We start from the raw sequence: 23401 nt of genomic DNA, 5'->3' as shown, positions 1-23401 counted from the left end.
CCCAGGAGGAGGAGAATAGAGATACTCTTGTTAATCACTAATTACTTATCATTAATCCCTAATCCCTAATCATTCAACGCTAATCATTCAACACTAATCCCTATCCCCTAATCCCTGCGAAGCTCCGCTTCGCAACCGTACTACTTATTAACAACAATAAAAAAGATTATGAAGAATATATGGATATTCACCCTGTTGCTCTGCTGCTTCACCATGCGTGCGGCAGACAACCCAAACGTGAAGAAACTCTTTACCGTTACATCCGGCGAACTGAAACTAACCTTCATGGTTGGAACGGACAATCGCCTGTATCAATTAGGATTTGGCGATGCCGCACGTGAAGTAACCCCACCCGCCAAGATGCCCTCGCGCGAATGGGAATTCCTGCCCCCTTATGGAAACGGAGTATTAACCGAACCCGCCATCCAGGCTACCCATACCGATGGAAACACCTCTACCGAACTTCATTACGCGGAGCATCGCACGGAAACACCGGCGCCGGGCATCGAGCAAACCGTTATTTCATTGAAAGACCCCGCCTATCCGTTCACGGTAGATATCTTCATCAAGTGCTACACGGACAACAGCATGATGGAAATCTGGAATACCGTTACGCACAACGAGCAAGGCAAGGTGGTACTGCACCGTTTTGCATCCGCCTCTCCTATAGTGAAAGCCCGCGAATATTGGCTTACCCAATTCATGGGCAACTATAAGCGCGAAGCAACCCTCGCTGAAGAACGCCTTTCGGAAGGAGTGAAGATACTGGACTCCAAATTAGGCATCCGCGCCCATCAGATGCGTATTCCTTCTTTTATGCTTTCGTTGGACGCACCTGCCAAAGAGAACGAAGGTGAGGTGCTGGCTGCTTCCCTCCGCTGGAGCGGCAGCTTCCAGTTTGCTTTTGATGTGGACTGGAATAAGAACTTGCGTCTGCTCACCGGTATGAACCCGTTAGGCTCGCAGTACAATCTGGAGCGTGGCGACGCATTTACCACACCTGCCATTCTTTATGCTTACAGCAAGCAGGGGAAAGGTGAAGTCAGCCGCCGCTTCCACCGCTGGGCAATGGCTAACGCTATTCGTGATGCGGAGAAAGACCGTCCCGTCCTGTTGAATAACTGGGAGGCTACGCATTGTGATTTCGATGAAGAGCGTCTGAAACAACTCTTTGACGGCGCCCGCCAGGTAGGTGCAGAGCTTTTCTTGCTGGACGACGGATGGTTTGGCAACGGCGCGTATTCGCGCGACGACGACAAGCACGGTCTGGGCGACTGGGAACCTTCTACCAGGAAACTTCCCCGTGGACTGTCGTACATCGCCGGGGAAGCGTTGAAGCGTAAAGTCGGTTTTGGTATCTGGCTGGAGCCTGAGATGGTGAATCCGCAAAGCGAACTCTATCAGAAGCATCCCGACTGGATTATTACCCAACCCGGGCGCGAAGCGATACTTGGCCGTCATCAGGAGATACTCGACTTGACGCGCCCCGAGGTACAGGCCTTTGAATGGGGTATTATCGACAAGACTCTGCGCCCCAATCCGGACATCAGTTACGTGAAGTGGGATTGCAACCGCTACATCACCCAACCGGGGTCGTCTTATCTGCAACCGGCCAATCAAAGCCACCTCTGGATAGACTATAACCGGGCGCTCTACCAGTTGATGGATCGTTTTGCCAAAGGTTTCCCCAACGTAATGGCGATGCTTTGCGCAGGTGGTTCGGGGCGTGTGGACTATGGCGCGATGCCTTATTTCCATTCATTCTGGCCCAGTGATAATACAGACCCGTTGGGGCGTATCAAGATACAGTGGGGCTTTTCGCATTTCTTCCCTGCCAATACGATTTCGGCTCACGTCACCCGCATGGGTAAGCGTCATTTGAAGATGGCTATTGACGTAGCGTTGAGCGGCGCGTTTGGCATTGACCTGGCGCTGGATAAGGCAACGGCCGAAGAACGCGCCCGGATAGCCGATGCGGTGAAACTGTATAAGGAGCGGATACGTCCATTGGTGATGCGCGGTGAGCTTTACCGTCTGGTTTCTCCTTATGAATCGCCGTTAGCGTCTTTGAGTTATGTTGCGGTGGATAAGAAACAGGCGGTGGTCTACCTTTACCAGACGAAGGATGGCAACGAATCGCGGGTAAGGCTTGGAGGGCTTGAGGCTGACAGGAAATATCGCGTCGAGGAGGTAAGCCTTCCCAAAGGAGTGGTTTCCCGTTTCCCTGCCAATGGAAAGGTGTTTACCGGAGCCGAGTTGATGGAGCAAGGGCTGGAAAATCCGTTGAATACTCAGTTTGAGAGTGCGGTGCTGGTGGTTTATTAAACACAGGGAGATAGAGAGAGTTTCTTTGTTGAGCATAGAGATGCAGAGAGTTTTTCTTTATTGAACACAGAGGCACAGAGACACAGAGAGTTCTTTTCTCTGCGACGTAGTCGCCTCCTCTCTGTGTGCTCTCATTTATGTTCTCTTCTTAAAAGAAAAATAAACTCTGTGTCTCTGTACCTCTGTGTTCAATAAAAAGAACTCTCTGCATCTCTGTGTTCAACAAAGAAAAACTCTGTCTCTCTGTGCCTCTGTGTTGAAACATCTATATAAAACAATACCATATATTATACTATTATGAACCTCAAAAGAAACCTTTTACTTCTCTCTTTCGCCTTAACCGCCTTGTCGGCTGTGGCGCAGACAGAAGACCGGTGGGCTATTCAGAACGATGGCTCCATCCGTTGGAATATCAATCAGAATATTCCCCATGACGACCATCTGGAAATGAGCGGCCAGCAACTTTCCGTTGTTCTCCGCTACGGGGTGGATGCGCAGAAACGCTTTCACCTCAACCGCAGCCTGGTTTTCCCCATGCTCCGCATGGAACCTAACAAAACCCAGAACAACCTGAAACAACGTTTCGACGTCAACATCCCCGCCCTGGTAACTGTGGACGACCAGACTCTGCTGAACGAACAAGTCGAAGACATTACTTTCAACGGCATCATGCGCGTAGAGAGCAGTTTCGGTTATATCCACCGACGTGCCGAGCTGAAGAATGCTGTGCGCCTGACCCGCCTGCTCTATCCCTCCACCGAGGCGGCGCACTACTACGAAGAGTACATCTTTAAGAATAACAGCGCCAACCGGATAACCCTGCGCATACCCCAGTGGCGCGTCATCTATACCACTCCGCAAGAAGCAGGTGTGTATGGCGCTTACCATATCGAGGCCAACCTCTCCAAAAGCGGTACTTTTGTACTGGAACCGGGTGAGACGCTCGAATTCCACGCCATCTTCTGCGGCAGGAAATCGGCTGATGTTCAGTCAATCCCGAATGAAGCCGTATTCTCATCCGTCAATATCCGCAGCGAACGTGCCGCACGCGAAGCCCTTATCCGCCAGTGGTGGGAGAATCTGGTACTTGATACGCCCGACCCTGTCCTGAACCGTATGTTTGCCTTTGCCAAACTGCGTGGCGCCGAGAGCATATACCTTACCAAAGGCGGATTGATGCATGGTCCCGGCGGTGAGGCCTACTATGCGGCAGTCTGGGCTAATGACCAGGCAGAGTACATCAATCCTTTCTTCCCGTTTCTGGGTTATGACACAGGCAACCGGTCGGCGCTGAATTCGTTCCGCCACTTTGCACGTTACATGAATCCGGAGTATAAACCGATTCCGAGTTCCATTATCTCCGAAGGCGTCAGCTTCTGGCATGGTGCGAAAGACAGAGGAGACGGCGCTATGATTGCTTACGGCGCTGCCCGCTATGCCCTGGCGCATGGCGACAAAGAGGAAGCGCGCGAATTGTGGCCTCTTATCGAATGGTGCCTGGAGTACTGCAAACGCAAACTGACTTCCGCCGGCGTGGTTGCTTCCAACTCGGACGAACTGGAAAATCGCTTCCCGGCAGGCGATGCGAATCTTTGCACTTCTACGCTTTATTACGACGCCCTGCGTTCCGCCGTTATGCTGGGACGCGACCTTGGCGTGGCGTCCAAACAACTGAATGCCTACCGCGAACAAGCCCGTGACTTGGAGCAGGCGATAGAAGCACATTTCGGTTACGAGATAGAAGGCTTCCACAGTTACCGTTATTATGAAGGCAACGATATTCTGCGTTCCTGGATTTGTATGCCGCTTGTTATGGGCATATATACCCGCACGCAAGGCACTATTGATGCGCTGTTCTCGCCCCGCCTCTGGACGAACGACGGATTGCTGACGCAAGCCGGTACCGAAACATTCTGGGACCGCAGCACTTTGTATGCTTTGCGCGGCACCATTGCTGCCGGAGAAGTGGAAAGAGGAATGGGTTTCCTGAAGAAGTATTCGCAGCGTCGCCTGTTGGGCGACCATGTACCTTATGCCATTGAGGCATGGCCCGAAGGCAACCAGCGCCATCTCTCCGCCGAAAGCGGATTGTATTGCCGGATTTATACCGAAGGGCTTTTCGGCATTCGCCCCACGGGACTGCGTAGCTTCGAACTAACACCTCGTTTGCCGCAGGAGTGGGAGTACATGAATCTTAATCGTGTCCGCGCCTTCAATTCCGAGTTCGATATCCGGGTATCCCGTGCCGGAAAGAAATTGCAGGTGGAGGTACTGAAAGGCGGTAAGGCGGTATTGAAGAAAAGTATAATGGAGGGGGCGACGGTGAAGGTGGATATTTGAAGATTGCTCAATATCTGAAGGTTGCTCTTTTGTTAACTAAGCAACACATTGCATAAAAAACAGCACCCGATATGGTGCTGATAATTCACTCCCATACTTAGGGTATCTCAGTATACGACTTAGGGTATCTCAGTCGTATACTGAGGTACCCTAAGTCGTATACTGAGACTACCCCCTTTCAGAATATGTTAACCCCTTTAACTTCTGATTCGCATGAATTATGAATTGCTGTGCAATCATGCAACATGGCAATTCATATTCTTAACCTGAACACTGATACTACCACTCTTATTGATCTTCCTGCATACAAACATGAGATAAAAACAGGCACGAGAAAACAGGACTAATATTTCATAACCACAAAAAACTCTTTGACTTGAGATATAATTAATAGCATTTGATACAATTCTTAAATATCGTTTGGAAAAAATATCGTTTGTTTGCAACTGAGAATAGAACCCGAAGTTTAATGAAAAAAAACAATTTGATGAAAAAGGAAGAATGTAAATCAAAATCGCTATTATGGTGTATCTTGTTGGTACTGTTGAGCTTTTCTGTTAGTACTGCGGCACAAGCTCAGGACATGATAGTAACAGGAACGGTAGAAGATCAAAATGGAGAACCATTAATTGGGGTATCAGTTGTAGAATTGAATACAACTAATGGAGGTATTACTGATATGGATGGTAATTTCTCTATTAAATGCGCCAATGGCGCAACTCTTAAATTCACTTACATCGGTTATAAAGAAGTAACTAAAGTAGTAACCGAGAGTAATATGAAAGTGGTATTGGTCGAAGATTCGCAGTCTTTGGATGAAGTTGTGGTCGTCGGTTACGGTACGCAGAAAAAAGGTAGTGTGACCGGTAGTGTGACAAGCGTAGATGCAAAAGCAATAGAGGATTTCCCTTCGGCTAATCTTTCTTCCGCTCTTGCAGGACGTCTTTCGGGTGTATATATTAGTCAGGGTACAGGTAAGCCGGGCACTTCCGCATCTTTTAGTGTACGCGCTAAAGGCACACCCAATAACTCTGACCCACTCTACGTTATTGATGGTGTAGTAAGAGATAAGATGTCATTTGACGCATTGGACGCAAGTGAAGTCGCCAATGTTTCTGTCTTGAAAGATGGTGCTTCTGCAGCGGTTTACGGTTCGCGCGCTGCTAATGGCGTAGTGCTGGTTACAACTAAAAAAGGAGGCAATGCCAAACCTACAATCAACTATACCGGTACCATAGGTATTGATTTAGCGGCCATGATTCCGGAAACATTAACCGCTTATGAGCATGCTATCTATCTGAATGACAGGGAAAGACAAGGTTATCTTAATAATAAGATATGGAATCCGAATGTGGAGCCACAAGACCCTACTACGAAAGCCGGTTGGTTTACGGATGATGAATTGACCCACTTCAAGAGTACGGATTACAGTTTCCTTGATGATGCGTGGAGAGATCCATGGGCTACCCGCCATGCTCTCAACATAACGGGTGGTACGGAGAAGGTGCGTTACTTCATTGGCGGTTCTTATTTCTATAATGTAGGTTCATTCGACAACCTGAAATATTCCAAATATAATTTCCGTGCCAGTGTCGATGCCGATATCAGCAAGGACTTTACTGTTGGCTTGAATTTGAGTACCGATAATAGAAAAGATACCAAACCCAACTGGAAATCGGATGGCGACCGCGACCGTATGAACGACTTATACAAAGGCTTATTGCTGCGTACTAAAATGATTCCGAGTATGATTGACGGTATGCCGGTAGGTAACTTTATCGAATGGCATCCGCTGATGCTTATCAGCGAAGAATCAGGGTTACATACTAAGAAATGGCAGAATATCAATGTTAACGCCACTGCCGAATATCGGGTACCGTTTGTGAAGGGTTTAAAACTGAAGATGCAATACAATCGTACATTGAACAATAACCTGATTAAGAAGGTGAACTTCCCGTACGAGATGTATAACTTCCAGACCGCCGGAACCAATAACCATTACATCGACCCGAGTAACGTAGTGGTATCTACCAAGACTCGCGATGATGGTAACTATGTATATAAAGAAAATCAATTAGCAGAAGAATATCAGTTGAACTTGTTCGTAACGTATGATCGTACATTCGGTAATCACGACCTGAGCGCTCTGTTCGTTTATGAGCAGGCAGAAGGTGAGAGCGAAAGATTCGATGCACAGCGTAATAAACTCATCACTTGGGAAATGCCGGAATTCTTCGGCGCCAGTGGCGATGCATCCGAATCTATCGTAGGTGCCGGTTCTGTAAGTGAGAGCGGACGGCTTTCTTATGTAGGACGCCTTAATTACGCTTATTCAGACAAGTATCTGCTGGAGGCAGCTTTCCGTGTGGACGGATCAACTAAATTCGCTCCTGCACAACGTTGGGGCTTCTTCCCCTCAGTATCAGCCGGATGGCGCATTTCCAGCGAACCGTTCTTCTCAGAAAACATTAAGTTTATTGACTATATGAAACTTCGCGGTTCTATTGCTACACTGGGTAATGACGCTATCGGCGGTTGGCAATGGATGGCTCGCTATGGTATTACTACCGGTGCCGTATTCAATGGCCTGTCTTATGGTCTGGAACCAAAGGAAGTACCTAACCCGAATTTAACCTGGGAAAAGTCAACTTCCTATAACATTGGTTTTGACAGCCGCTGGTTCAATAATAAGATTGATTTCAGTTTTGAATACTTCTATAGACGTACCTATGACATCCTCGACAACCTGAATGTAAGCGTACCTACCACATTCGGCGCATCTCTGCCTAAGGAAAATTATTCAGAGGTTAAGTCACGCGGCTTCGAAATAGAGTTGGGATTTAACGACAGAATCGGCAAACTTGACTATTACCTGAGAGGTAACTTCAGCTTGGCCAACAGTTGGTGGTCTAAGAAAGATGAGGCGGAAAACATTCGGCCATATAAATCAGAAATCGGCCAGTCTTTGGGGCGTACATGGGGATACGAGTGTGTCGGCATGATTCGTACGGAAGAGCAACTGCAACAATACATGACGGAAAACCCGAATATGACTATCCTCGGACAAAGACCGGGTTTAGGTATGCTGATTTATAAAGATGTTCGTGGCCCTCAAAGTGACAGTCCGGATGGAATTATCACTACCGACGACCAGCAGGTTATTATTGAAAAAACGATTGCGCCCATAACTTATGGTTTCACTATCGGCGGCAGATGGAAAGGTTTCATGCTCGACATCTTCTTCCAAGGTATGGCGGGACATGAGAAATTGATGGACTTCCGCGGTAATGGTATCAATGCTCACACAAGTACATTCAAATATTACAATGACCACTGGACTCCGGAAAACCCGAATGCTTCAATGCCAGGCGCTCAGCAATATAAGAACAATGAAGCTTCTTCCTTCTGGGTACGTAATGCTTCTTTCTTACGTTGCAAAAACATCTCCGTATCTTACGATTTACCCAAAACCCTCATTCAGAAGATAGGTGTTGATAAGGTAAGGCTTTTCGTGAATGGCACAAATCTCTTCTTGTTGCAGGACGACGTGAAATGGATGGACCCGGAAGCTACCAGTATTTCAGACTATCCGGTTATGAGAAACATCTCATTTGGTTTGAATATAACGATCTAATTACATAAAACTCTTCAATACAATGAAATCAAAACATATAATAGCAATAACAGCATTGGCATTGAGCGGATTAGCCGGATTAACCGGCTGTACTGCTGTATTGGATAAAGATGACCTGACAGCCGTCAGTGAAAAAGCGACATGGAGTAGTGAAATTCTGGCTACGGCTTTTTTGGACAAGTGCTATAAAGATAACCTGCCGGGATTTAGTGGTGACTATTCCAAGTATAGTGATGAAGGTAATGGTGGTGGCGACTTTATCCATGGGCGTCTGACTGCTGTCGCTACTGCGGGAGGCCCGTTAAGCGAATATTGGCCTTACGATAAGATATACACAATCAATGTATTGCTGAACAGCATTGATGGCGGCAGCTTGCCCGAAGAAGTCCGGAATCGTATCAAAGCCCAAGCCCTGTTTCTGCGCGCTTATCAATACTTCCAAATGGTTAAAATCTATGGTGGCGTACCTTTGATTTTAGTTCCGCAGGACAGAAGCGACGACTTGTACGTAACCCGCAATACTGCAAAAGAATGTATTGACCAGATAATTAAAGACCTGGATGATGCAGCCTCCTCATTACCAAGCGTTTGGGGGGAAAACGATTTCGGCCGTATTACCAAAGGGGCGGCCATGGCCTTCAAAGGACGTGTGTTGCTGACTTATGCCAGCGAACAGTTTAATCCGGCTAATGACCGCAACCGTTGGCAAACAGCTTACACAGCTTGCCAAGCAGCTCAGAAGGAACTGTCGGACAACGGACAGCGGGCCTTACATCCTGTCTATAATGAAATCTGGACCAAAGAGACAACTTCGGAAACAGTGATTACTACCCGCTTCCTGGACCCTGTACTGGTGCATAACTTTATGGCAGGTCTTCGTCCGCTGGAATTCTCGGTAGGAGCCACCGGTAACCATCACCCCACATTAGACATGGCATTAGCATTTCCAATGGCCGATGGTACCGCTCCCGGAGTAGATGTAGATACTGATGGCGTGAAAGAGGCTTTTGACCCAACTGCCACAGATGCTACCGGAATGTTCTGGCTGAACCGTGACCCCCGTTTCTATGACGTCATTGTTTATAATGGAGCCGAATATCCATTGAATGGTATGCCGGAATGGTTCCAGGGTTGTATGTACACGTATAAAGGTGGCGAAGATACACACAGCCCAACAGGTACGGGCTTTTACTCATGCAAGTTCTCTATCCCCGAAAAAACGGCAACCGAAGCTAAAGACCACGGTGACATGGACTGGATTGAAATGCGTTATGCCGAAGTATTGCTGAACCTTGCCGAATGTGCCGCCGAAGTGGGTAATAAATCAGATGAAGTTTACACCATTCTGAAAGATATCCGTAAACGTGCAGGTATCACAGCCAATACCGATAATCTCTATGGGTTGAAGGCAAACATGACCCAACAGGAACTTATCGAAGCGGTTCTTTATGAGCGCCATATCGAGTTAGTGTATGAAGGAAAGCGTTTCTGGGACTTGCTTCGCCGTAAGATATTCACCGATATGCAGGGATATTCCCGCAACAGAATTGAAATTCAGGTGAAAGATGAATATGCTTCTATGGCGCGGAGGGATTTTATTACAATGATAAAGAGCGATCCGGAATTAATGACGAAGAATTACTTCAAGTATTTCACTACACAGATATGGAGAATCGACGAAACCTACCAGTGGGATGTGAAGGATAACTATTACTTCCAAGGATTATCTCGCAAGCATTTCGAACAGAATCCTAAGTTGCAGCAGACGATTGGTTGGGAAAACGGTGATTTCGATCCCTTAAGATAACATGTAGGTTAGTTAGGTAAATAGATAATCAGGATCGGGGGTGGCTGAGAAGAGTTCTTCTCAGTCACCCCTAAAATTAGAATAAGTAGCTGTTCATAATTATACCACATAAGTACTCATGTTTAATTACCTTATAGTATCTGTCATGCTGAGCGTAGTCGAAGGATCTCTTTTCCTTTGTATTTCCGAAGAGGAGATGCTTCGACTACGCTCAGCATGACAGATACTATCAAAGTATAAACTAATTATGAACATTTACTTAAGGTAATTTACTTCGCCCCATGGTTGCTCAAAACCCTGTTCAGAACACATTCTGAGAGGGGGTAGTCTCAGTATACGACTGAGGTACCCTCAGTATACGACTTAGGGTATCTCGGTCGTATAGTGAGATAGGCTAAGTCGTATACTGAGACTACCCCCTTTCAGAATATGTTCCGGGCGTGGTTTAGTGAGTATATCAGCGACAGGTTTTAAAGCCTCTTTTCCGCTGTTAATAAACGTTGCCCACGTTTTTTAAAAACGTTGGGCATATTCTTTAAAAACGCTCCAAAAATTTATTAAAAACGCTACTTATGGTTATTAGTAGAGAGAATCATTGTATAATTCCACATATCTCTAACTCAAATAGTTTGTTTACGCAAAATTGTAGAGCATACAAAAATATCACCCCTCATTATCAGCCACTTACATTTTTGATTGTAGAGACCATGCCATATTATTGGGCTTCTTGCCCTCTTTTCTCGTTCTCCCCTGTAGAGATTGGAATTTGCTAATTGATTGTTTATCAGTGATTTATAGAAACCGGTTGTAGATGCCGTTTTCTTGCCTCGCCTTACATTTCGCCCTACCTTTGCAATATCAAATTTGAGAAAAGCGGCAGGCTTAATCGTTGAGGCCTCACGATGAAAACCCTCGCTTCTTGAATAAGATAAGAGAAATCAAACATTATTAAATTAATCATTAAAAACATTACGATTATGGCATTTTTTAAAAGAATTCAAAAGAAAGTAAACAATTTGTGGTATCCTCAATCGGTAACGGTAGGTAAGCCGGTAACTACTCGCGAAGTAGCTGAACAGTTGTCCACTATCTCCACGGTAACCCGCGGTGATGCGTATGCAGTAATGCAGAATCTTGGTATAGTTCTGAGCAACTATATGGGAAACGGGCGTACAGTGAAGATTGACGGAATAGGTACATTCTATTACACGGCTTCCTCTACCAAGAGAGGCGTGCAGACGGTCGAAGAGGTAAGCGCTTCGCAGATTAACGGAGTACGTGTCCGGTTCATTCCTGAAGTGGGGCGTAATAGTGGAAATCAGGTGACTACCCGTTCTATGGTTAGCGCCAATATCTTCTGGGAAGAATATGGCATGAAGCTCTCTGACGGTGATAGTCAAGGTAATTCCGGCAACCAGGGCGGCTCCGGCAATGGTGGCATAGACGACAATCCGTTGGGTTGATATTGCCCGCTTCGGTAAGTCTACGTCTTTCGACGTATATCCGTAACAATCAGTTCCTGTGCACCCTTACCGGTGACGCGGGAACTTTTGCTTTAGGCATAAATATATATCATCAGCCGTTGGCGGATGATATGGTGTTGAATGAGAAATTGCTTTAGTATCAGCTTTAACTCCTAAGCCCGCCTGAGACCGATAACTCCTTTAACTCCTGATTCGCACAAAAATAAGAAAAACACTTTAAATCCCCTGTTTATCCCTTTACTTTTCCTATATTTGTAGACAAATACCGTCTATAAATTAATGAAACAGAAAACATTGCTGCTCTTTTTAGCTTTCTCATTATCCACAATATCCCTGTGGGCGGAACGTTCTAAATACTCCTTCTTTTACAGCCAGAAGCTGAACGAAGGAATCTCCCAGCTTTCCGTGATGGCTATATGCCAGGATACCCGGGGGTATCTCTGGCTGGGAACACGCAATGGACTAAATCGCTATAACGGTAGCGAATATACTGTCTTCCGCCATCATCCGGGCGACTCTCTGAGCTTAGCAGATAACGAAATCAACGCCATTTGCGAGGGAAACGACAATTCCCTGTGGATTGGTACCGGGCGTGGGTTAAGCCGTATGTGCCTGCATACCGGACGTATCCGTAACTACTTTACCTCGGACGGACTGCCCCATGCAAATATCTACTCCCTTCTGGTTGACCAATCCGGCAAAGTCTGGGCAGGAACCCGTAACGGACTTTGCCGCTTTCTGCCGGAGCAAGACCGCTTTGAGAGTGTCAACTTTGCCGGAGGCCTCAATGCCGTTTCTGCTCTGTTGGAAGATAAAGCCGGGAATTTCTGGATTGGCACGGTGCTGAATGGCGTTTATCAATGCAACAAACAAATGCAGGTGATTAACCACTACGACCGCCTGACGGGTCTGCCGGATAATAATGTTTCTACTCTTTATGAAGACTCTTACCATCGCATCTGGGTAGGCTGCCAGCAAGGCGGACTGAACCGGATTGATGCTCGCAATAATAAGATTACGTCTTATACCTCAGCCAATAGCGGTTTGAAGAATAATTACGTCCGTTGTCTTGCCGAATGGGGCGAGGAGATGTTGATAGGAACATTCGACGGTATCTATGCATATTCATCGTTCACTGATAATATAAGCCAGGTTTCCGGTTATGAGGAACCCGGGCGCGCGCTGGGGCATTTCTCTGTCTACTCCTTCTGCATAGACCATACCGGCACGTTGTGGATTGGTACTTTTGCCGGTGGAGTAACCTGGCTGAGTTCTCTTATCGATCGCTTTGTCCATCACGCACCGGGTAAAGCTCTGAACTTGCAGACAGGAATCTACGGAACAGCCTGTGTGGATAAGCATAAACGCCTGTGGATAGCAACCGAAGGGAACGGTCTGCTGCAATATGATATCTCTACGGGTGAAGCCAAGTTTCACTTGATTGACAAAACAGGCTATTCCGTTAATAATTCCAACGTATTCAAGACGGTATATGCCGAAGACGATTACATCTGGTGCGGTACGGCGCTGGGTGAAGTCTATCGTTTTGATATTGCTACCCATCGTTTTTCGCTGTTCTATAAATATCCGGTAGACCTTGTAGTGTATGATATCGTACGCGATGCAGACGGAAACCTGTGGGTAGGCACATCGAAAAGCGGATATACCCTGACTTGTTTTACTCCTTCGGGTGAACGGAAAACGGAGTTTACCGGGTTGAATGGAGAAAAACTGCATTTCTCTTCCATTCGTTGCATGGTCGAAGAAAGTCCCGGCGTATTATTAATAGGTACACGCCCTGCGGGACTGTACCGTTACAATGTCCGTACGGGTGAAGTATCGGTATTTAATTCTTCCCATTCCGACAGGAAACGGCAAATACCGAGCAATTACATTTCTTCCATATTGCTTGCGAAATCCGGCGATGTATGGGTATCTACCTACGGCGGTGGCATCTTTCAGTTAGACAAACAGGACGGTGGCGTATTGCGCCGGGTGACGGAAAGTGACGGACTGATGAGCGGCGATGTATGTAAGTTACTGGAAGGGGCTGACGGAAACTTGTGGATGAGTTCATTGCAGGGCATTTCATGTTATTCGCCGGTTACGGAAGAGATTAAGAACTTCCCGTTCAATAACGGCATTTTCCTGCGTGAGTTTACTTACCGGGGCGGTGTAGCTATGCCCGACGGTACGCTGTGCTTTACGGGCAACGATGGCTTCATTACTTTCTATACACCGGAGATGCCTACCAATCGTTTTGTACCGCCGGTAGTACTGGAAGGTTTGTCAGTGAATAACCAGGCGATACAACCGGGAGACGAAACTGGCATACTGGACTGCTTGCTCAACGAGAAAGAAGTCGTCAGCCTGCAACATAATCAAAACAATCTGACGATAAGTTATAAGTCTTTGAACTTCATCAATCCGGAAATGAACCGGTACACCTATAAACTGGAGGGGTATGATAAGGATTGGAATTATGTAGCAAATCGCAGTGCGGCCTATTATACCAATCTACGCCCGGGGTCATACCTCTTTCACGTGAAGGCTTCCAATAACGATGATGTCTGGAATGAAACAGGAAAGACCCTGAAGATTATTATCGCACCTCCTGTGTGGCGTACCTGGTACGCATATCTATTATATGTGATACTTGCTATATGGGCGGTTTATACAGTGATTCATTATGTTAGCGCCCGTCGTCGTTTAAGGGAGAAGCTGCGGATGGAACAAAAGGACAAGCAACGGCAAGAAGAGTTTCACCGGGCAAAGATGCATCTCTTCACTAATTTCGCTCATGAACTGCGCACGCCGCTGACGCTGATTATCACACCTTTTGAAGAATTGGTGAAGCGGATGGATATAGGTACGGACTTGCGCGATAAACTAACCGTTATCTACAAGAATGCCCAACGGCTTTATCTATTGGTGAATCAGTTGATGGACTTGCAGAAAAATCAAAGCGGCACAATGGAGTTGAAGGTTACGGAGAACAACGTGTATGAGTTTGTTGCCGAAATATATTGCGCCTTCAACCAGGTGGCGCAAAACCATGAAATAACCTTTACGCTTGATTGCAAGGATAAGGAGTTCCGCGGCTGGTATGATAAAGTATTACTGGAAAAAGTGGTCTTCAACCTGCTTTCCAATGCCTTTAAGTACACCTCCTCCGGTAAGGATATACGTATGTCCGCCGAACGTATTCCCGCTGATGAACTGAAGGAAGAATATCGTAAGGAAGTCGCTTCTTCTGCCACATATATGATGCTGCAGGTAGTAGATGCCGGTCACGGTATCCCGCTTCAGGAACGTGATAAGGTATTTACGCCTTTCTACCAGGTTCCCGAGACATCCGGAGTGAATATTCCCGGAATCGGTATCGGTCTTAGTCTGGTGCACTCCATCGTAAAGTTGCATAGAGGAACAATCCGCATTGAAGACCGTGAAGATGGTCGGGAAGGCGCCCGTATTATTGTTCTGCTTCCCGTATCCCGTGAAGCATTTACAGAGAAAGAGATGGATTTCATGCCTATGGATACCATCGGCGATACGGCATTTGCGCAACCTGTGGAAGAATCTCCGTTCCCGGTAACGGGAGATATACCCAAAAAGCCAGTCATTCTTCTGGTAGAAGATGATAAGGATGTGCGGGATTACCTGTATAAAGCGCTGGAAAATGATTACGAAATCATAGAAGCGGCAAATGGCGTAAAGGGATATGAAAAGGCTGTGCAGTTCTTCCCCGATTTAGTGCTGAGCGATATCATGATGCCTAAGCGGAACGGACTGGAACTTACTTCTATGATTAAGAATGATATCCGCATCGGCCATATTCCGGTAATACTGATGACGGCACGTTCTATGGTAATACACATCAAAGAGGGCTTCCAGGCGGGGGCGGACGATTATATCATCAAACCTTTCAGCATGGATGTGCTTCGTATCCGTATCCGGAGCCTGTTGCGCTCCAGGGAACAACTGAAGAAACTGTATGGAAAGCGCTTTTCACCCGAAGTAGTAGGAGTAAATACCACCTCGGCGGACGAACGTTTCTCTCAAAAACTGTATGAGGTCATTGAAAAGAATATCTCCGATCAGAATCTGGGTGTAGACATGCTCTGTACACAAATAGGTATCAGCCGTGCCAACCTTTACCGTAAGATAAAGGCTATATCCGAACTTTCTCCGACGGAACTGATCAGGAATAAACGTCTGGAAGTAGCGTTACGTTATCTGAAGGATTCTGATATAACTGTATCTGAGGTAGCAAACCTTTTAGGCTTCAACAGTCACTCTTATTTTTCTAATTCGTTCAAAGCTCTCTATGGATTCACTCCTTCGGAATTTGTGCAAATGAATAGTGAGAAAACAGAGAAAATACAAGAGTAAGGATGCGTCTCGAAGATTTTGAGACATTATTGCAATACTATGATACACATTTGATAACTCTCGCATAGGGAGATGTCTTATCTTTGTGATATGAAAAATAAGCGAAATATAATCACTATGAAATATACAAGTCGTATTATCACCAGAATAATAGTACCGGCAGTTTTAGCGGTATCTTTGTTTTCATTTACTACTCGTACTTATACTACGGAAGCGCCGGAGGGTACTCCATTATTTATAACGGGCATTGCTCCCTATAAATCCGGAATGATTGTGTCTCAAAAGGGCATTCGTAAAGTGACTGTTTATTCCCCGGATTATAAAGAACGTTTGCAGGAGTGGGAGTTGGATGAAGTGCCGACGGGAGTTGCCGCCGATGAAGACGGGATTTACGTCACTGTAGCCGGCGAACGGAAAAATGGAGTTTACTTCTTATCTGCCTCCAATCTTTCGGAAAAGATATTTGTAGAGACGGCATCCGGCGCCTGCTCGCCTCTGGTGAATGCGGATAATGGCAAACTGTATGTCTGTAACCAATTTGCAGGTACGGTATCGGAGTTGGATAGAAGCGGGAAGAGCATATCAAGAACGGTAAAAGTATTGCGCGAACCCAAATCTGTTGTCTTTGATAAGGAAGGCAAGCGCCTCTTTGTTACTAATTTCCTTCCCATGCAGCGGGCGGATGTGGATACAGTAGCGGCGTGTGTCTCGGTAATCGACATGGGCAGTTTCCGTAAGATAAAAGATATACAGTTGGCCAATGGGAGTAATGCTTTGCGTGGAATGTCGCTTTCTCCCGATGGACGTTATTTGCTGGTTACCCATAATCTGGGACGCTTCCAGGTTCCTACTTCCCAGTTACAGCAAGGCTGGATGAATACCAGCGCCGTGAGCATAGTCAACCTGTCCACATTGAACTTTGAAGGCGCCGTATTGCTGGACGAACCGGAACGGGGCGCCGCAGGCATCTGGGATGTGAAATGTACGGAAGATAAAATTGTAATCAGCCATTCCGGTACGCATGAAATCAGTGTGATAGACTATCCCGAATTTATCCGGAAGTTTGAACAGTATCCACAGAAGGATGCTCTGGCGTATGACTTGCGCTTCCTGTACGGTCTGCGTAAGCGGATAGCTCTGGAAGGTAACGGACCGCGCTGCCTGATGCTGAAAGATGGGGCGGCCATAATTCCTACTTACTTCTCGGATACATTAAATATAGTGGATTTGAATACAGCGGACGTTAAGACCATCGCTATGGTGAAGAACCGTACAGAGAGCAGGATACAGCGTGGAGAAAAGTATTTCAATGATGCCGGACATTGTTTCCAGAACTGGCAGTCGTGCAACGGATGCCATCCGGGTGATGCGCGCATGGATGCTATGAACTGGGACTTGATGAACGACGGTATAGGTAATTCGAAGAACTGCAAGACGTTGCTGTTTTCGCATGTCACTCCTCCGTCTATGATTTCCGGTATCCGCGCTTCTGCCGAATTGGCGGTACGCGCCGGATATAAACTTATCCAGTTCACGGATTTGCCCGAAGAGTTTGCAGAATGTGTGGACGAATACCTGATGTCGTTAACCCCGGTTGCCAGCCCTTACTTGGTGAACGGCAAACTCTCGGAGAAGGCCGAACGCGGACGTAAGATTTACGAGAAGTTCAATTGTGACGGATGTCATTCCGGCCCCTATTATACGGATATGAAAGTATATCGTATCGGTGTGGATATTGAATTTGAGCAAGGATGGGATACCCCTTCTTTGCGTGAAGTATGGCGTACGGCTCCTTATCTGTTCGACGGAAGAGCCGCAACAATGGAAGAAGTATTCACGGTGCATAAGCATGGCATAGAAAAGAAGATATCCGCCAAAGAAGCCGAAGAACTTGCCGAATACGTGAATTCATTGTGATTAAACACTGAGGCGCAGAGACACAGAGTTTCTCTCGTAAATTCATGTATGATGGGATTATGGGATAAGGATAAAGAAAAGGAATTATGATAATACGTGAGAATATAGAAATCATTCATCGTTTTTTGCAGGTTACGAAAGCTCCTTTCAAGGAAATGCTGGCACAATTGCTGGGAGAATATAAGTCTGTTTATACTCCTGTGCGCATGGTGATATTTGGCGCTCCGGCAGATAATGAGGAATATGTGGAGCGTTTTGCCTTTATCAGGGAAGCGGTGAAAGGATACTTTAAAGAGAATGCGCCTCTGGTAAGCTATGTGGCGCAACCGCCCCAGTCGATGGGCTTGGTGATGGAGGTGCACGAGGTGGTATTAACTCCGCAGGACATGATAGGATACCGGACGCAGGAAGATACACCCTACATAACTATAGAACGGGAAGGATGCAAGCGCCTTTTCTTGAGCGGTGTGACGGGAGATGTATTGCGTCAATCAATCCGTGAACAATCCGATGAAGTATTTTCCAGGTTTGCCCGAGTGCTGGAAGCGGAAAAGATGCCTGTCTCTACAATTGTACGCCAGTGGAATTATATTGAGAAGATAACGGCGTATGATGTAACCGGCCGTCAGCATTACCAGAATTTCAATGATGCGCGTTCGCTGTTCTATCAGACTGCGGACTGGACAACGGGCTATCCGGCAGCAACGGGTATCGGCACGCAATGGGGAGGCATCATGGTTGATGCGGACGTGTTGCTTTGCGAAGACCGCAGCGTCCGGGTATGCGGAGTGGATAATCCGTTGCAGGTTGCCGCCCACGCTTATTCGCAGAAAGTATTGCTGGGAGAGAAAGACGTTACTTTGTCGCAGAAGACCACTCCTAAATTTGAACGTGCCAAGGCTATATGGAAAGAAGACCACGGGTTTGTATATGTTTCCGGCACGGCTGCTATTCGCGGTGAACAAAGTCTGGAAGGTGTCGGAATAGAACAACAGACCGTAACGACACTGGAAAACATAGAATACCTGGTGTCTCACGACAACCTCAACCGTGCTGGTATTCCCGTTACGGAGGATGCTTCCCTTATCACCTTCCGGGTCTACGTGAAGCGTTGGGAGGATATGGAGAAAGCCAGGAAGGTTGTAACGGAGCGATACCCTACTCTGCCTGCCATTTATACCCTGACCGATGTTTGCCGCTCGGAACTGTTGATTGAGATAGAAGGAATGGGGATTCTTCGTTGAAGCTGATTTGCATTATAAACTATTAAAATAGATTCAATATGAAATTAAAAGAAGTATTAACCCTGGCATTGATTGCCGCCTGCGGTATGGGACTTGCCTCTTGTACGGCAGAAACTAAAAAAACAGAACAAGTGATGACACAGGAAAAAGCTACGTATCAGAAGAAGTACACGAACGCTGACTTCTACAAAGACGGAAAGTTTGACCAGGAAGCTGCCAAGAAGGCGTTTCTCGACATGTTTGAATTTTATGGTGTGCCCTACACTCCGTTGATGGAGAAGGATATCTGGTTTACGGATTTCGGTCTGGGTGATTTTGAGAATGTAGGTATGGGCGGCATTTTCTGGATTAACGATGCTGAGCATGGTTACTTTGCACACAGCATTTACTTGTTGCCGGGACAGATGATACCGGAACATGCGCATGTAAAAACCGAGTTCCCCGCTAAACATGAGGCGTGGATGATGAGTCATGGCTGGGCTTACAATTTCTCCGAAGTGGGCGAAGAGACTCCGGGTGCTCCGGCTATCGCGGTTTCTCACGGGCCTATCAAGAGCAAGAATTTTGTGATACAGCATGTGGGTGAAGTCGTTACTCTGAAGGAATTGGAGACTTTCCATTTCCTGATGGCGGGGCCTGAAGGTGCAATCATCGAAGAGTGGGCTTGTTATCACGATAATGCCGGTTTGCGGTTTACGAATCAGCAGGCAGCGTTGTAATTAGTGATAAGTGATTAGTGTTTAGTGATTAACAGTAGTATCTCTATTCTCCTCCTCCCAAGAGGAGGAGAATAGAGATACTTCTGCTTATCATTAAAGATACTTCTGTTTATCATTAGAGATACTCTTGCTAATCCCTAATCCCTAATCACTAATCACCCATTATCATTAAAAAAGAATCCGCGTTCATCCGCTTAATCCGCGTCGTCCGCGTATCCATTCATAATTCAAAATTCAAAAATACAACCATGAGAAAGATTAATCATTTTGGAGTACCTACTACTACGCCGCAACCTGGTGAAGTATATGTAGAAGGATTGAAAGTGTGGCTTACCAATTTTAACGAAAGCCCCAATAAAATAGAGTATCTGCGTTTCGAAGAAGGAAGCTGGATGCCGGAGTTGATTCGGAAAGTGGCTCACATCGCCTACGAAGTCGATGACCTGGAAGCTGAACTGAAAGATGCAAAGGTACTGGTTGAGCCTATGCCGGGCGGAGAGAAACTGACGATTGCTTTCATCGAAGAAGAAGGCATCGCCTTAGAGTTAATGCAGTTTGAGAAATAATACAAAATCAGGAGTTATAGGAGTTAAGGAGTTATAGGAGTTAAAGCCGATAGTCTTGCTACTGATATGAAGAGTTAACGTATAAACAGAGTATCGGCTTTAACTTCTAAGCCCGTTTGAGGGCTGATAACTCCTCTAACTCCTGAGCGAAGCGATAACTCCCTTAACCCAAAAATAAACAATAAAAAGAACAACCATGATGAATAAATTCATAAACAATCCGGATAACCTGACAGCGGAATTGCTGGAAGGATACGTAATGGCATATAGCAACCAGGTAGCTCTGGGCGGAGAAAACATAATAGTACGCGCCAATGCAAAGGCCGATGATAAAGTAGCAGTCATAACTCTGGGAGGCTCCGGTCATGAACCCGCTTTGAGTGGATTCGTGGGCGATGGCATGTTAGACTGCTCCGTGGTAGGTGACATTTTCGCCGCCCCGGGTGCACAACGTTTATTCCAGGCTTTGCAGATGTTTAAGCGTGAAGCCGGTATTCTGCTCGTTGTCCTCAATCACTCCGGCGATGTGATGAGCGCAAATATGGCTTGCCAGTTGGCAGAACGTACAGGCATTAAGGTTAAGACCATATTGACGCACGACGATATCAGCGCCGGACTTGATACGCCGAATGAAGACCGTCGCGGCCTGGCAGGCTGTGTCCCCTTGATTAAAATTGTGGGCGCTGCCGCCGAAGAAGGAAAGTCGCTGGACGAGATTATCGAAATAGGCGAACGCTTCAGTGCCAATGTCGCAACGCTGGCTGTGGCAATGAAGTCGTGCACCCATCCTCAGAACGGTATGACTATCTCCGACCTTCCCGAAGGTGAAATTGAAATCGGCATGGGACAACACGGAGAAGGCGGCGGCGGTCGTAAACAACTGGTTTCTGCCGACGATACCGCCAAAGAAATGATTGGCCTGCTGATGAAGAAAGTACAACCCAAAGCCGGCGACAAGGTGCTACTCATTATCAACGGTGTGGGTGCAACTACGCACATGGAGATGAACATTGTTTACCGTAAAGCCCATCAAATACTGGAAGATGCCGGCATTGAAGTGGCTTCCGCCCGTATCGGCGAGTTGCTGACGGTTCAGGAGCAAGCGGGCTTCCAGATGATTCTCGGTCTGCTGGATGATGACCACGTGGAGTATCTGAACAACAGAATGTCGAATGCTCCTTACTGGACTACTATCGGTAAATAGGAAGATGGACAAGTTGACAATAGATAATTTCAAGGAAATGCTCCGTAATGCGCTGGTGTGCGTTACGGAGCGTTCCGATGAATTTTCAAAGTTGGATGCCGTCCTGGGCGACGGTGACCATGGAACGGCCATCGTTCAATCCATGTCCGCCCTTGTTGCCACGGCGGATAAGGGTACGGAATTCAAATCCATGTTGAACGACATGAGCTTCAGCCTGATGTTGGAAATCAGCGGTTCGACCAGCACGCTGCTTGGCGGCTTCTTCCTTGGAATGAGCGACCATGCGGCAGGAACCGAACTGGATGCCGCAGGTGTAAAGGCAATGTTTGCCGGAGGACTGGCAGGCGTAAGGAAACAGACCAAGGCGCAGCAGGGAGATAAAACGATGATGGATGCCCTGATACCTGCGGTGGGGGCCATTCAGGCTTGCGACTCCGCAGATGTGAAGGCTATTCTGGCGGCAGGCGCCGAAGCTGCGTTGAAAGGCGCCGAGGCTACCGTAGATATGAAGGCGAACTTTGGGCGTGCACGCAATTACGGCGAACGTTCCATCGGTTATGCCGACTCCGGAGCTTCTTCCTGGTCGTGCATGTTCGATGCCTTTGCAAAGGCATTATAATGAAAAATAAATACAAAACGGTGCCGGATACGGTGCCGGTAATCGCTGTTCCGGAGTGAGCCTGATTCAGTATACGACTGAATAGGGCTCAGTCGTATACTGAATGCCATTCAGTCGTATAGTGAATAGGGCTCAGTCGTATAGTGATTTACCCCCTCTCAGAATATGCTCTGGACGGCCTTTTGGCAAGGTGCGGAGCGAAAAACGAATAAACAACTTAATATATACATATAGAAATGGCAGATTTAGATGATTTAAGAGAAGGCAATAACTTTGGTTTAGGCATTGCCACGACCGGCAACAGGTTTCACGTAAAAGGCGCCGAGCACCTCCCGTGGGGCATGAAAGACCGCCTGTCGCGCATCTTCAACCCGAAGACCGGCAGAACCGTAATGTTGGCATTCGACCATGGCTTTATCATGGGGCCGACGTCCGGACTGGAACGTATCGACCTGACGATTGTTCCGCTAATCGAATACGCCGACTGCCTGATGTGCACGCGCGGCATCCTCCGTACCATGATACCCCCTTCTACCAACAAACCCATTTGTCTTCGTTCGGACGCCGGAACTTCCATTCTTACCGAACTCAATGACAATGTCCTGATTGACATTGAAGATGCCATACGCCTGAACGTATCGGCGATGGCAGTGATGTTATCCATCGGCGATGCCGCTTACGAAGCAAAGACAATTGCCAATCTTTATCGGGCAGTAGACCGGGGAACCCGCTACGGAATACCGGTAATGGGAGTAACCGCCGTAGGCAAAGACATGGTTCGCGATGCCCGCTACTTCGGTCTGGCTTCGCGCATAGCGGCTGAAAACGGCGCCAACATCGTGAAGACGTATTACTGCGACGGCTTTGAGAAAGTAGTGGCGGCATGTCCCGTGCCCGTGGTCATTGCGGGCGGAAAGAAACTTCCCGAACAGGAAGCATTGGAACTGTGCTACAAAGCAATCAGCGAAGGCGCCTCAGGCGTGGATATGGGACGTAACGTATTTCAGTCCGAAGCCCCCGCCGCCATGATACAGGCCGTACATGCGGTGGTGCACGAGAATCTGAAACCGGAGATGGCGCTCGAGTTGTTTAATGAACTGAAGAATAAATAGCATTGAGAATTAATTCTTTAGACGCGGATAACGCGGAT

General features: G+C 47.0%; 13 protein-coding genes. All 13 read left to right on the top strand.

The features are described from left to right. Nucleotides 1-168: 168 nt before the first annotated feature. The 13 genes from B2Z67_RS04965 to lsrF all read left to right on the top strand — a co-directional run bounded on the left by B2Z67_RS04965 (nt 169) and on the right by lsrF (nt 23363). Nucleotides 169-2325 (top strand): alpha-galactosidase, encoded by a 2157-nt coding sequence (locus tag B2Z67_RS04965; RefSeq protein WP_291528712.1) that lies wholly within the window; start codon nt 169-171, stop codon nt 2323-2325. Nucleotides 2326-2622: 297 nt separating this feature from the next. Then, nucleotides 2623-4665 carry a hypothetical protein gene (locus B2Z67_RS04960; protein ID WP_291528711.1) on the top strand — a complete coding sequence of 681 codons (2043 nt, stop codon included), beginning with the start codon at nt 2623-2625 and terminating at the stop codon, nt 4663-4665. A 487-nt stretch (nt 4666-5152) separates the two neighbouring features. Then, nucleotides 5153-8299 (top strand): SusC/RagA family TonB-linked outer membrane protein, encoded by a 3147-nt coding sequence (locus tag B2Z67_RS04955; RefSeq protein ID WP_291528710.1) that lies wholly within the window; start codon nt 5153-5155, stop codon nt 8297-8299. Between the two features lie 22 nt (nt 8300-8321). Then, on the top strand, nt 8322-10106 hold the full coding sequence (locus B2Z67_RS04950) for a RagB/SusD family nutrient uptake outer membrane protein (RefSeq protein WP_291528709.1): 1785 nt from the start codon (nt 8322-8324) through the stop codon (nt 10104-10106). A gap of 977 nt (nt 10107-11083) precedes the next feature. Next, nucleotides 11084-11569 (top strand): HU family DNA-binding protein, encoded by a 486-nt coding sequence (locus tag B2Z67_RS04945; protein ID WP_291528708.1) that lies wholly within the window; start codon nt 11084-11086, stop codon nt 11567-11569. A 300-nt stretch (nt 11570-11869) separates the two neighbouring features. Beyond that, nucleotides 11870-15982, top strand: coding sequence for a hybrid sensor histidine kinase/response regulator transcription factor (locus B2Z67_RS04940; RefSeq protein WP_291528707.1), 4113 nt, complete (start codon nt 11870-11872; stop codon nt 15980-15982). 72 nt (nt 15983-16054) lie between these two features. Beyond that, entirely contained in the window at nt 16055-17899 is a 1845-nt protein-coding gene (locus B2Z67_RS04935) for a YncE family protein (protein WP_291528706.1), read from the top strand. Between the two features lie 86 nt (nt 17900-17985). After that, nucleotides 17986-19143 (top strand): hypothetical protein, encoded by a 1158-nt coding sequence (locus tag B2Z67_RS04930; protein ID WP_291528705.1) that lies wholly within the window; start codon nt 17986-17988, stop codon nt 19141-19143. 38 nt (nt 19144-19181) lie between these two features. Continuing rightward, on the top strand, nt 19182-19862 hold the full coding sequence (locus B2Z67_RS04925; RefSeq protein WP_291528704.1) for a hypothetical protein: 681 nt from the start codon (nt 19182-19184) through the stop codon (nt 19860-19862). 248 nt (nt 19863-20110) lie between these two features. Continuing rightward, the gene (locus B2Z67_RS04920) at nt 20111-20428 is read left to right on the top strand and encodes a VOC family protein (RefSeq protein ID WP_291528703.1); all 318 of its coding nucleotides are present in this window, start codon (nt 20111-20113) and stop codon (nt 20426-20428) included. 196 nt (nt 20429-20624) lie between these two features. Beyond that, a complete protein-coding gene (locus tag B2Z67_RS04915) occupies nt 20625-21632 on the top strand; it encodes a dihydroxyacetone kinase subunit DhaK (protein ID WP_291528702.1) in 1008 nt (335 codons plus the stop codon). Between the two features lie 4 nt (nt 21633-21636). Next, nucleotides 21637-22251, top strand: coding sequence for a DAK2 domain-containing protein (locus B2Z67_RS04910; RefSeq protein ID WP_291528701.1), 615 nt, complete (start codon nt 21637-21639; stop codon nt 22249-22251). 236 nt (nt 22252-22487) lie between these two features. Further along, nucleotides 22488-23363 carry a 3-hydroxy-5-phosphonooxypentane-2,4-dione thiolase gene (gene lsrF, locus B2Z67_RS04905; protein ID WP_291528700.1) on the top strand — a complete coding sequence of 292 codons (876 nt, stop codon included), beginning with the start codon at nt 22488-22490 and terminating at the stop codon, nt 23361-23363. The last annotated feature ends 38 nt before the right edge of the window (nt 23364-23401 follow it).

It is taken from the genome of Bacteroides sp. UBA939 (assembly GCF_002293435.1).
Taxonomy (GTDB): Bacteria; Bacteroidota; Bacteroidia; order Bacteroidales; family Bacteroidaceae; genus Bacteroides.
This window is presented reverse-complemented; position numbering and strand designations above follow the sequence as displayed.